Source organism: Streptomyces sp. TBY4 (assembly GCF_024213195.1).
Lineage (GTDB): Bacteria > Actinomycetota > Actinomycetes > Streptomycetales > Streptomycetaceae > Streptomyces.
The window spans coordinates 211,039-222,358 of sequence record NZ_JANAVF010000011.1 but is presented as its reverse complement, the minus strand read 5'-3'; the positions used below and the strand labels follow the sequence as shown (position 1 = coordinate 222,358).

Sequence of the window (11,320 nt, the reverse complement as noted above, 5' to 3'; positions counted from 1 at the left end):
TTCGTCCCTCAAACAGGTGCGAAAGTCCCGAGGGCGTGCCGAATGAGGTGGAATGGTGTGGGATGAATCACCAGGGGTACATGCGGAAGGGCTGAAAGTTGCGGCGAGACGGCCGCAATCGTCACCGTTTCGACGGTCCCGGCGGCCGGGTACTTGCGCGATCCGCCGCGCCCGTGTGGACTACGCCCAATGCTGCGCGTACGCGCGCCGCCGAAGAACATTCACCGAACATGAGCAGGAGGCACCCCGTGAGCGCGACCGCGGACCACGCGGAGAACCTGGCCGCCAGGCTGGGTTTCCAGTCCGAACAGGTGGTCCAGGAGATCGGCTACGACGACGACGTCGATCAGGAATTCCGTGATGCCGTAGAGGGTCACGTCAGCGAACTCGTCGATGAGGACTTCGACGACGTCGCGGACGCGGTTCTGCTGTGGTTCCGGGAGGACGACGGCGACCTGACGGACGCCCTGGTCGATGCGACCGAGCTGGTCGAGGACGGCGCACTGATCCTGCTGGTGACCCCCAAGACCGGCAAGGACGGTTTCGTCGAGGCCAGCGACATCAGCGAGGCCGCCGAGACGGCCGGCCTTTCGCTGGCGAAGGGTCTCCCCGTCGGCAAGGAGTGGACCGCCACCAAGCTGGCGACTCCGAAGACGGCCAAGTCCAAGCGCTGAGCCGCGCCCCGCAGCCATGCGGACACACGCACCCCGCCCGCCGGAAGCTTCCCGGTGGGCGGGGTGTGTGCGTTTCGCGGGCCGACCGGGGCCGGACGCGCGCAGGACCCATAAGCTGAGATCACCCGAACAGCCCAACGACGGGATGCGGGACGAAGGGATGCGACAGATGGCGATCGAGGTCGGCAGCAAGGCCCCGGACTTCGAGCTCAAGGACAACCACGGCAGGGTCGTGCGGCTCTCCGACTTCCGGGGGGAGAAGGCCGTCGTCCTGCTCTTCTACCCCTTCGCCTTCACCGGCGTCTGCACTGGCGAGCTCTGCGAGCTGCGCGACCAGCTGCCGCGCTTCCAGAACGACGACGTGCAGCTCCTCGCGGTCTCCAACGACTCCGTGCCGACCCTGCGCGTCTTCGCCGAGCAGGAGGGGCTGGAGTACCCGCTGCTCTCGGACTTCTGGCCGCACGGGGAGACCTCCCGGGCCTACGGGGTCTTCGACGAGGAGAAGGGCTGCGCGGTGCGCGGCACCTTCGTCATCGACCGGGACGGCGTCGTGCGCTGGAGCGTCGTCAACGGGCTGCCCGACGCGCGTGACCTGAACGAGTACATCAAGGCGCTCGACAGCCTCTGAAGGCCCTGAGTTCCGACTGAGTCCCACCGAGTTCAACAGTGTTCGACTCGAATAAGCCCGTACAGGCGGGAACCCGTCACTAGGATCGAAACGTTGATCCGGTAGCAACCGCACGACGGGGCCCCGCCCCACACAAAAACCTTATGGAGGACCCGTGGGAGTCAGCCTCAGCAAGGGCGGCAACGTCTCGCTGTCCAAGGCAGCGCCGAACCTGACGGCGGTCATCGTCGGTCTGGGCTGGGACGCTCGCACCACCACCGGTGTCGACTTCGACCTGGACGCCAGCGCGATCCTGACCAACGACCAGGGCAAGGTCGCCAGCGACGCGAACTTCGTCTTCTTCAACAACCTGAAGAGCCCCGACGGCTCGGTCGAGCACACCGGTGACAACACCACCGGTGAGGGAGAGGGCGACGACGAGGCGATCAAGGTCAACCTCGCCGGCGTGCCCGCCGACGTGGCGAAGATCGTCTTCCCGGTCTCGATCTACGAGGCCGAGAGCCGCCAGCAGAGCTTCGGCCAGGTCCGCAACGCCTACATCCGCGTCGTGAACCAGGCCGACAACGCCGAGCTCGCCCGCTACGACCTGTCGGAGGACGCCTCGACGGAGACCGCCATGGTCTTCGGCGAGCTCTACCGCAACGGCGCCGAGTGGAAGTTCCGCGCCATCGGCCAGGGCTACGCCTCGGGCCTGCGCGGCATCGCGCAGGACTTCGGCGTCAACGTCTGAGCCTGCCCCCGGGGCAGTCGTTCAGAGCAGTCGTTCCATCCGTCCGGCGCCGTGCACTCGTGTGTACGGCGCCGGACCGGCTTTACGGGCCGCACCGCCACACACCGCATCGCCACCGCCATCGCCACACCGCCACCGTCGTTCGGGGAGGACCACAACATGGGCGTCACACTCGCCAAGGGGGGCAATGTCTCCCTCTCCAAAGCCGCACCGAACCTCACCCGGGTTCTGGTAGGCCTCGGATGGGACGCGCGCTCGACCACGGGCGCCGACTTCGACCTCGACGCCAGCGCGCTGCTGTGCAGCAACGGCAGGGTGCTCGGGGACGAGTACTTCGTCTTCTACAACAACCTCAAGAGTCCCGAGGGCTCCGTCGAACACACGGGGGACAACCTCACCGGCGAGGGTGACGGCGACGACGAGTCGCTCATCATCGACCTCACCAAGGTCCCGGCCGGCGTGGACAAGATCGTCTTCCCCGTCTCGATCCACGAGGCCGAGGCCCGCCGGCAGAGCTTCGGGCAGGTCAGCAATGCCTTCATCCGGGTGGTGAACGAGGCGGACGGCCAGGAGCTGGCCCGCTACGACCTCTCCGAGGACGCCTCCAGCGAGACCGCGATGATCTTCGGCGAGGTCTACCGGTACGGGGGCGAATGGAAGTTCCGCGCGGTGGGGCAGGGGTACGCGTCGGGGCTGCGCGGCATCGCTCTAGACTTCGGGGTCAACGTTTCGTAAAGCCGTACAACACGATGGGATGCCAGTGGTTCTGAAAACCTTCGGCTGGTCGTTCGCAGTCACTGCGCTCGGGCTGGCCGCAGCGGTGCTTTACGGGGGGTGGGAGGCCTTCGGGATCGTTGCGATCCTGTGCATCCTGGAGATCTCTCTGTCCTTCGACAACGCGGTGGTCAACGCCGGAATCCTGAAGAAGATGAATGCCTTCTGGCAGAAGATCTTCCTCACCATCGGTGTTCTCATCGCCGTGTTCGGTATGCGCCTGGTCTTCCCGATCGTGATCGTCGCGGTCAGCGCCAAGATCGGACCGATCGAAGCCGTCGAACTCGCGCTGCGCGACCAGGACATGTACAAGCAGCTCGTCACGGACGCCCACCCGTCCATCGCCGCCTTCGGTGGCATGTTCCTGCTGATGATCTTCCTCGATTTCGTCTTCGAGGACCGCGAGATCAAGTGGCTCGCCTGGCTGGAACGCCCGCTCGCCAAGCTCGGCAAGATCGACATGCTGTCCGCGTGCATCGCGCTGATCGTCCTGGTCATCACCTCGATGACCTTCGCCGTCAACGCCCACCAGCACGGCGGCACGCACGTGGACAAGGCGCAGACGGTCCTGATCTCCGGCATCCTCGGCCTGATCACCTACATGATCGTCGGCGGCCTCTCCGGCTACTTCGAGAACAAGCTGGAGGAAGAGGAGGAGCACGAGCACGAGCTCGAGGAGGAGGCGAAGAAGAGCGGCAAGCCCGTCTCGGCCGTCGCCATGGCCGGCAAGGCCGCCTTCTTCATGTTCCTCTACCTCGAAGTCCTCGACGCCTCCTTCTCCTTCGACGGGGTCATCGGCGCCTTCGCCATCACCAGTGACATCGTGATCATGGCCATCGGCCTCGGTGTCGGTGCCATGTACGTCCGGTCGCTGACGGTCTACCTGGTCCGCCAGGGCACCCTCGACGACTACGTCTACCTGGAGCACGGCGCGCACTACGCCATCGGCGCGCTCGCCGTCATCCTGCTCGTCACCATCCAGTACGAGATCAACGAGGTCATCACCGGCCTCGTCGGCGTCGTGCTCATCGGATGGTCCTTCTGGTCCTCCGTGCGCCGCAACAAGCGCCTGGAGCTGGAGGGTTCAGCCGCCGAGGCATGATCACGGCGGTAATGCGGAACGCTCAAGTGCGGGGCGGTCCGGCGGGTCCACGGACCTGCCGGGCCGCCCCGTTCGCCATGCCGGCCGTCATCGGCCGGCAGCAGGGGACCAAGGGCCACAGGGGATCAGGGGGGTTGTGGGGATGGGATTCTTCGACGGCATCAGGGGCAGCCGCGGCATGCAGTTCCAGTCGGGCAGCGCCTCGTCGAACGCGATCGAGCTGACCAAACGGCATCCGACGGTGTCGCTCACCAAACAGGGGGCGGTGCACGGCAATCTGCGCGTGAACCTCTCCTGGCGGATGCGCACCTCGGACATAGGCGGCCGCAGCGCCGGCCAGAGCGGGCAGCTCTTCCGGCATCCGTTCAAACTGTTCAAGCCGGACATGGTGCAGGCGCACACCCAGGGCATGGTCAATGTCGACCTCGACATCGGCTGCCTCTACGAGCTGACCGACGGCACCCGGGGGGTCGTCCAGCCCCTGGGGAACCTGCACGGGGACATCAACAGCCCGCCGTACGTGAAGCTCAGCGGGGACGACCGGTTCGGGGCGCCCTCCGGCGAGACGATCTTCGTCAATCTCGACCACGCCGAGGAGATCAAGCGGCTGCTGGTCTTCGTGTACATCTACGACCAGACCCCGGCCTTCGACCGGACGCACGCCCTGGTCACCCTCTACCCGATCACCGGGCCGCGCATCGAGATCCCCCTGGAGGAGCGCCACCCGCACGCCCGCTCCTGCGCGGTCGTCTCCCTGGAGAACATCAAGGGAGAGCTGATCGTGCGGCGCGAGGTCACCTTCGTGTACGGGTTCCAGGCCGAGCTGGACCGGCTGTACGGGTGGGGCCTCCAGTGGGGCCGGGGCTACAAGACCAAGACCTGACGGGGCCGGGTGCCGCTCATCGGCTCATCGGCTCAGCGGCGGATGAACTGCGGACCCTGCGCCGGCAGCCGGAAGGACGGGTCCCCGGCCGGGGACGGCACCGGGGGCTGGGAGACCGGCTGCGGATAGCCGTAGGCGGGCTGGGCGGCCGGCGGGGCCTGGGTGGGCGGCGCCGGGGTCGCGGACGGGGCCGGGCCCTGCTGCTGGCCCCGGCCCTGGCCCTGACCCTGTTCGTGGGCCTCGGGGGCGTTCTCGTCCACCGAGATCCCGTGGTCCGTGGCCAGGCCGACGAGCCCGTTCGAGTACCCCTCGCCCAGCGCGCGGAACTTCCACGCGTCGGCCCGCCGGTACAGCTCGCCGCAGATCAGCGCCGTCTCGGCACCCGTCTCCGGCCGTACGTCGAAGTAGGCCAGCGGTTCGGAGCCGCCCGTCGCGGTGGCGTCGTAGAGCAGGATCCGCAGGTCGCGGACCCGTTCGAAGGGGACGTCCTCGGCGGAGGCCACGACCAGGATCCGGTCCACGGCCGGGGTGACGGCCCGCAGGTCCGCCTGCACGGCGTCGGTGATCCCGTCGCCGAGCTGCTTCTTCCCGAGCCGCCAGACGGCTCCCGAGGGGTGCCGGGGCTGGTTGTAGAAGACGAAGTCCTCGTCCGAGCGCACGCGCCCGTCCGCCCCCACGAGCAGCGCGGAGGCGTCCACGTCGGGTACGTCGGGCCCCCCGGTCCAGCGCAGCACCGCGCGGACCGCCACGGCGGCCACGGGGATGTTGGAGCCCTTCTGCATCGCGTGCGTCATGGCGGTCATCCTGCCCTCCCGGGCGGGACCGGGACAATGCGGCCCCCCGTAGACCTTGTCCGGATCGCGAGACCTGGGCATGGTGCAAGAGGGTTACCTGGATTTCATGTGCTTGAGGAATTTTTGACTCACGTTCGTACGTACTATTACCGGCCACGCCAGATCGGCCGCCGAGCCTGTACGGGGGAAGCACATGCGTCACTTCGGGCATATTTCGCCCACCGTCCGCAAGGACCTCTTCCACCAGGAGCCGGCAGAGTTCACCGCCGCCTCCCCCTCGGCCACGCTCGCGGCCGCGCTGGGGGCCACGCTCTACAGCCCGGCCACCCGGCCCCAGCTCGCCCGTGACATCCGCAAGCAGGCCGGCCTCGGAGTCGTCTCCATGGTCCTCTGCCTGGAGGATTCCATCAGCGACGCGGACGTCGTGGGGGGCGAGGAGAACCTCGTCCGGCAGTTCGCCGCCCTCCACGAGGACCCGGCGGAGCTCCCCCTGCTCTTCATCCGCGTCCGCGAGCCCGAGCAGATCCCCGACCTCGTGCACCGGCTCGGCGGCTCGGCGGCGCGACTGGCCGGATTCGTGCTTCCCAAGTTCAGCGAGAGCCGGGGGGTCGGCTTCCTCGACGCCGTCGCGCAGGCCGAAGCGGAGAGCGGACTGCCCCGGCTGTACGCGATGCCGGTCCTGGAGACCCCCGAGCTGCTCCACCTGGAGACCCGGGTCGAGACCCTCGCCGGGATCTCCCGTACGGTCAACAAGTACCGGGAGCGGGTCCTCGCGCTCCGCCTCGGCGTGACCGACTTCTGCTCCGCGTACGGGCTGCGCCGCACCCCGGACATGACCGCGTACGACGTCCAGATCGTCGCCGGGGTGATCGCCGACGTGGTCAACGTGCTCAGCCGCGCCGACGGCACCGGTTTCACGGTCACCGGCCCGGTGTGGGAGTACTTCCGCAGCCAGCAGCGCCTCTTCAAGCCGCAGCTGCGCCGCAGCCCCTTCCTGGAGGAGGGCGTCGAGGAGCTGCGCACCGCGCTGATCGAGCACGACCTGGACGGGCTGCTGCGCGAGATCGAGCTCGACCGGGCCAACGGGCTGCTGGGCAAGACCTGCATCCACCCCGCCCACGTCACCCCGGTCCACGCGCTCTCGGTGGTGTCGCACGAGGAGTTCAGCGATGCTCAAGACATCCTGCGCCCCGAGCGCGGGGGCGGCGGAGTGATGCGTTCCGCCTACACGAACAAGATGAACGAGGTGAAGCCCCACCGGGCCTGGGCCGAGCGCACCATGCTGCGCGCCGAGGTCTTCGGTGTGGCGAAGGAGGAGGTCGGCTTCGTCGATCTCCTCACGGCCGGGCTCCAGGTGTGAGCGGGCCGTTGACTGCGAAGAAGGGCAAGACGATCGAAGCGGTGTGGTCGGGAACGTGGGTCGCGGACCGGCTGGGCGTGAGCCTGGAGGACGGCACGGGCGACGGGACCGGCGGGCCGGCGCTCCAGGACCTCCTGGGGCTGGCCCTGCGGCGCAACCCCAAGCGGGCCCACCTGCTGGTGTCCCGGGTGCTGGGCAAGCACGTCCCGCAGTCCCCGGCGGCCGTGTACGCCGCCGGGTACGGGCTCGGCGAGCGGGTCCGGGAGCTGCTCGGCGAGGCGGAGGCCGCCTCTGTGGTGGTCCTGGGGTACGCGGAGACCGCGACCGGGCTGGGCCACTGCGTGGCCGACGGCCTGGGCGGCGCCCCCTACCTGCACTCCACCCGCCGCCCCGTGCCCGGCGTGGAGGCCGCGGGCGGCTTCGAGGAGGCGCATTCGCACGCCACCTCGCACCTGCTGCTGCCCGAGGACCCGAAGCTGCTGGCGGGCCCGGGGCCGCTGGTCCTCGTCGACGACGAGTTCTCCACCGGCAACACCGTCCTGAACACCATCGCCGACCTCCACGCCCGCCACCCGCGCGGCCACTACGTGGTCGTCGCCCTGGTCGACATGCGCTCGGAGTCCGACCGCGACCGCCTGTCCGCCTTCGCGGCGGAGCTGGGGGCCCGCGTGGACCTCATATCCCTGGCCTCAGGCACGGTCTCCCTCCCGGAGGGGGTCCTGGCGAAGGGGCAGGCCCTGGTCGAGCAGTACGAGGCGGAGGCCGCCGCTTCCGCTTCCGCTGCGGCTCCCTCCGCTGCCGGATCCCAGCCCGCGGCCGGCGAATCGCAGCCCGGGGGTGGGCAAAATCAGCCCCTGCGGCGTTTGAGCAGCGGGGTCCGGGGCAGCGCCCCGGGAGACGGCCCGCACCCGACCATCCGCGTGGAACTGGGCTGGCCGGCCGGGATACCCGACGGCGGACGCCACGGCTTCACCCCCGCGCACCGCGCAGTACTGGAGGCCGCCCTGCCGGGCATGGCTGACCGGCTCACGGCCGCGCTCGGCGGGACCCCCGAGAGGGTCCTCGTACTCGGCAACGAGGAGCTGATGTACGCCCCGCTGCGCCTCGCGCAGGCCCTGGAGGCGTCCGGCGCCGCGGCCGAGGTCCGCTTCTCCACCACCACCCGCTCGCCGGTGCTCGCCGTGGACGACCCCGGCTACGCCATCCGCACCCGCCTCGTCTTCCCCGCCCACGACGCCCCGGCCGACGGCCCCGGCGACCGGTACGCGTACAACGTCGCCGGCGCCCGCTTCGACGCCGTGATCGCCGTCGTGGACTCGGCCGGGGACACCGCGGAGCTCCGTACCGGCCTGCTCGCGGCCCTCGCCCCGCACACCGGCCGGGTCCTGCTGGCCGTCATACCCTCGTACGTCCCCGACCGGCAGGAGCCGATCATGACCGCCGAGCCCTTGCGGGGCCCCGACTTCTCCTCGTACGCCCCGGAGGACGTCGGCTGGCTGCTCCAGGACCTCTCCGGCGTCGAGCTGGAGGCCCCGACCGAGGAGCGCGAGGAGGCCATCCAGGCGGGCGATGCGCACTACGCCGAGTCCCTCCCGGTGGAGTACCAGCCGTCCCCGGAGTACCAGCAGCTCTACCAGAGCGCGCTGACCGCCTCCGCCGCCCGCATGGCCCGCGCCGTCGGCACCGTCACCGAGACCGTCCTCGCCGAACGCTCCCCCTCCCCGGTCCTCGTCTCGCTCGCCCGCGCCGGCACCCCCGTGGGCGTGCTCATGCGGCGCTGGGCCCGGGCCCGGCACGGCCTGGACCTGCCGCACTACGCCGTCTCCATCGTGCGCGGCCGCGGCATCGACGCCAACGCGCTGCGCTGGCTCGCGGCCCACCACGACCCGGCCGACGTGGTCTTCGTCGACGGCTGGACCGGCAAGGGCGCCATCACCCGCGAACTGCGCGAGGCCCTGGGAGAGTTCGAGGGCTTCAACCCGGAGATCGTGGTCCTCGCCGACCCCGGTTCGTGCGTGGAGACGTACGGCACGCGCGAGGACTTCCTGATCCCCTCCGCCTGTCTCAATTCCACCGTTTCCGGGCTGGTCTCGCGTACGGTGCTAAGGTCCGACCTGGTCGGGCCCGCCGATTTCCACGGCGCGAAGTTCTACCGCGAGCTGGCCGGGGCCGATGTCTCCGTCGCGTTCGTCGACACCGTCTCCGCGCACTTCGAGGAGGTGGCCGAGGCCGTGGACGCCGAGGTCAAGGAGCTCCTCGCCGCCGACCGCACACCGACCTGGGTGGGCTGGCGGGCGGTGGAGCGGATCAGCGAGGAGTACGGCATCCACGACGTGAACCTGGTGAAGCCCGGCGTCGGCGAGACCACGCGGGTGCTGCTGCGCCGGGTGCCGTGGAAGATCCTCGCGCAGCGCGGAGCCGGGGCCGACCTGGACCACGTACGCCTCCTCGCGGAGCAGCGGGGGGTGCCGGTCGAAGAGGTCGACGGCCTGCCGTACAGCTGCGTAGGACTCATCCATCCCCGCTTCACGCGCGGCGCCACGGGCGCCGACGGAAAGGCTGTGGCCGCCAAGTGACCGTCCTCGTAGCCAGTGACCTCGACCGTACGCTCATCTACTCGACGGCCGCCCTCGGCCTGACCATGCCCGACCCGGTGGCCCCGCGGCTGCTGTGCGTCGAGGTGCACGAGAGCAAGCCGCTGTCGTACATGACGGAGACGGCGGCGGGCCTGCTGGCGGAGCTGTCCGCCGACCCGGGCGCGGTGTTCGTGCCGACCACCACCCGGACCCGCAAGCAGTACCAGCGCATCCGCTTCCCCGGACGGCCGGCGAAGTACGCGATCTGCGCCAACGGCGGCCAGCTCCTGGTGGACGGGGTCCCGGACCGGGACTGGCGCCGTCAGGTCGCGGCGCGGCTCGCCGCGGAGTCCGTACCGCTGGAGGAGATGAACGCGCACCTGACGTCCGTGGCCGACCCGGCGTGGCTGCGCAAGGCGCGGGTGGCCGAGGACCTGTTCGCGTACCTGGTCGTGGAGCGGGCGCTGGTGCCCGAGGAGTGGATCAAGGCGCTGACGGAATGGTCCGAGGCGCGCGGCTGGACCATCTCGCTCCAGGGCCGGAAGATCTACGCCGTCCCGCGGCCGCTGACCAAGAGCGCGGCGATGCGCGAGGTGGCAGAGCGCACGGGGGCCACGAGCACGCTGGCCGCCGGGGACTCCCTCCTCGACGCCGACCTGCTGCTCGCCGCGGACACGGCCTGGCGGCCGGGCCACGGGGAACTGGCCGACGCCGGCTGGACGGCGCCGCACGTGACGGCGCTGGCGCAGGCGGGAGTGCTGGCCGGGGAGGAGATCGTGCGGGCCTTCACGCGCGAAGTCGCGAGACGGGGCGCCCCCGCAGCCTGATCATGGGCACACTGGGCCCATGACCAAGGGCAACAGCACGAAGATCACAGACGAGCTCTACCAGTACATGCTCGCGCACAACCCCCCGCTGGACGAGGTCCAGCGGGGGCTGGTGGCGACGACGTACGAGGTGTTCCCGGAGTCCGCGGGAATGCAGTCGGCGGAGGAGCAGGGGCCGCTCCTGGCCTTCCTGGTCCGGCTGACCGGCGCGCGGCACATCGTGGAGATCGGCACCTTCACCGGCTTCTCCTCGCTGTCGATGGCCCAGGCCATGCCGGCCGACGGCCGCCTCATCGCCTGCGACATCTCGGAGGAGTGGACGGCGTACGCCCGCGAGGCCTGGGCCAAGGCCGGGGTGGCCGACCGCATCGACCTGCGCATCGCGCCCGCGCTGGAGACGCTGCGCGCGATGCCGGCCGAGCCGCACATCGACATGGCGTACATGGACGCGGACAAGCAGAGCCAGATCGCCTACTGGGAGGAGCTCGTGCCGCGCCTGCGCCCGGGCGGCCTCCTGGTCACGGACAACACGCTGTACCACGGCCAGGTGCTGGACCCGGCGGCGACCGGCGGGGCGGCGGGGGTCCAGGCCTACAACGACCACGTCGTGGCGGACCCCCGCATGGAATCGGTGCTGCTGGGGATCTCCGACGGCATCACCCTGTCCCGCAAGCGCTAGCCGCAGCCGCCCCCGCCGCAGCAGCCGCCACCCATGGGCGCGGCGGGGGCGGGGGCCGCGCTGGTCCCGCCCACGGCCACGGCGGACAGCAGCCTGACGGTGTCGGAGTGCCCCGCGGGGCAGTCGGCGGGCGCGGAGGACTCGGCCATGGGCCGGCTGACCTCGAAGGTGTCTTCGCAGGTCCGGCAGCGGAATTCGTAACGGGGCATGCGGTACAGGCTACGCAGTACCGCCCGGCCTCCGGAATCCCCGCGCGCCGGCCCTGCGGGCTGGAGAAATCCAGCCCCGCCGGC

General features: G+C 70.2%; 12 protein-coding genes. 10 read left to right on the top strand and 2 right to left on the bottom strand.

From position 1 onward, the window contains the following. The first annotated feature begins 248 nt into the window (after positions 1–248). The 6 genes from NLX94_RS25660 to NLX94_RS25635 all read left to right on the top strand — a co-directional run bounded on the left by NLX94_RS25660 (position 249) and on the right by NLX94_RS25635 (position 4,791). Positions 249–674 (top strand): DUF3052 domain-containing protein, encoded by a 426-nt coding sequence (locus tag NLX94_RS25660; protein WP_254385434.1) that lies wholly within the window; start codon positions 249–251, stop codon positions 672–674. A gap of 169 nt (positions 675–843) precedes the next feature. Next, the gene (locus NLX94_RS25655; protein ID WP_254385432.1) at positions 844–1,302 is read left to right on the top strand and encodes a peroxiredoxin; all 459 of its coding nucleotides are present in this window, start codon (positions 844–846) and stop codon (positions 1,300–1,302) included. A gap of 154 nt (positions 1,303–1,456) precedes the next feature. Then, positions 1,457–2,032: a TerD family protein gene (locus NLX94_RS25650; RefSeq protein WP_254385430.1), complete on the top strand. Its 576-nt coding sequence runs from the start codon at positions 1,457–1,459 to the stop codon at positions 2,030–2,032. Positions 2,033–2,191: 159 nt separating this feature from the next. Then, on the top strand, positions 2,192–2,767 hold the full coding sequence (locus NLX94_RS25645; RefSeq protein WP_254385428.1) for a TerD family protein: 576 nt from the start codon (positions 2,192–2,194) through the stop codon (positions 2,765–2,767). A gap of 25 nt (positions 2,768–2,792) precedes the next feature. Further along, complete coding sequence (locus tag NLX94_RS25640; RefSeq protein WP_254385487.1) at positions 2,793–3,908, top strand: DUF475 domain-containing protein; 1,116 nt, start codon at positions 2,793–2,795, stop codon at positions 3,906–3,908. A 142-nt stretch (positions 3,909–4,050) separates the two neighbouring features. Continuing rightward, entirely contained in the window at positions 4,051–4,791 is a 741-nt protein-coding gene (locus NLX94_RS25635; RefSeq protein ID WP_254385427.1) for a Tellurium resistance, read from the top strand. A 32-nt stretch (positions 4,792–4,823) separates the two neighbouring features. On the opposite strand, the gene NLX94_RS25630 is transcribed toward NLX94_RS25635, so the two are convergent. Beyond that, positions 4,824–5,585: a TerD family protein gene (locus NLX94_RS25630; protein ID WP_254385485.1), complete on the bottom strand. Its 762-nt coding sequence runs from the start codon at positions 5,583–5,585 to the stop codon at positions 4,824–4,826. A 193-nt stretch (positions 5,586–5,778) separates the two neighbouring features. Here NLX94_RS25630 and NLX94_RS25625 point away from each other — a divergent pair, with 193 nt between their 5' ends. Genes NLX94_RS25625 through NLX94_RS25610 form a run of 4 tightly spaced genes read left to right on the top strand, consistent with a single transcriptional unit; the run spans position 5,779 to position 11,027 of the window. After that, entirely contained in the window at positions 5,779–6,945 is a 1,167-nt protein-coding gene (locus NLX94_RS25625; protein ID WP_254385425.1) for an HpcH/HpaI aldolase/citrate lyase family protein, read from the top strand. 32 nt (positions 6,946–6,977) lie between these two features. Beyond that, on the top strand, positions 6,978–9,521 hold the full coding sequence (locus tag NLX94_RS25620) for a phosphoribosyltransferase (RefSeq protein ID WP_254385483.1): 2,544 nt from the start codon (positions 6,978–6,980) through the stop codon (positions 9,519–9,521). Next, positions 9,518–10,348: an HAD family hydrolase gene (locus NLX94_RS25615; RefSeq protein WP_254385423.1), complete on the top strand. Its 831-nt coding sequence runs from the start codon at positions 9,518–9,520 to the stop codon at positions 10,346–10,348. The genes NLX94_RS25620 and NLX94_RS25615 overlap by 4 nt, the downstream gene beginning before the upstream one ends. Positions 10,349–10,367: 19 nt before the next feature. Beyond that, a complete protein-coding gene (locus NLX94_RS25610; RefSeq protein ID WP_254385422.1) occupies positions 10,368–11,027 on the top strand; it encodes an O-methyltransferase in 660 nt (219 codons plus the stop codon). Here the strand turns inward: NLX94_RS25610 and NLX94_RS25605 are convergent. Beyond that, complete coding sequence (locus NLX94_RS25605; RefSeq protein WP_254385420.1) at positions 11,024–11,236, bottom strand: zinc ribbon domain-containing protein; 213 nt, start codon at positions 11,234–11,236, stop codon at positions 11,024–11,026. The two genes, NLX94_RS25610 and NLX94_RS25605, sit on opposite strands and share 4 nt — an antisense overlap. Between the last annotated feature and the right edge of the window lie 84 nt (positions 11,237–11,320).

What these genes read in the sequence shown, in the direction of transcription:
- NLX94_RS25630 (WP_254385485.1), bottom strand. Translation starts at nt 5,585, where the DNA reads ATGACGCACGCGATGCAGAAGGGCTCCAACATCCCCGTGGCCGCCGTG.
- NLX94_RS25625 (WP_254385425.1), top strand. Translation starts at nt 5,779, where the DNA reads ATGCGTCACTTCGGGCATATTTCGCCCACCGTCCGCAAGGACCTCTTC.
- NLX94_RS25605 (WP_254385420.1), bottom strand. Translation starts at nt 11,236, where the DNA reads ATGCCCCGTTACGAATTCCGCTGCCGGACCTGCGAAGACACCTTCGAG.
- NLX94_RS25645 (WP_254385428.1), top strand. Translation starts at nt 2,192, where the DNA reads ATGGGCGTCACACTCGCCAAGGGGGGCAATGTCTCCCTCTCCAAAGCC.
- NLX94_RS25635 (WP_254385427.1), top strand. Translation starts at nt 4,051, where the DNA reads ATGGGATTCTTCGACGGCATCAGGGGCAGCCGCGGCATGCAGTTCCAG.
- NLX94_RS25655 (WP_254385432.1), top strand. Translation starts at nt 844, where the DNA reads ATGGCGATCGAGGTCGGCAGCAAGGCCCCGGACTTCGAGCTCAAGGAC.
- NLX94_RS25610 (WP_254385422.1), top strand. Translation starts at nt 10,368, where the DNA reads ATGACCAAGGGCAACAGCACGAAGATCACAGACGAGCTCTACCAGTAC.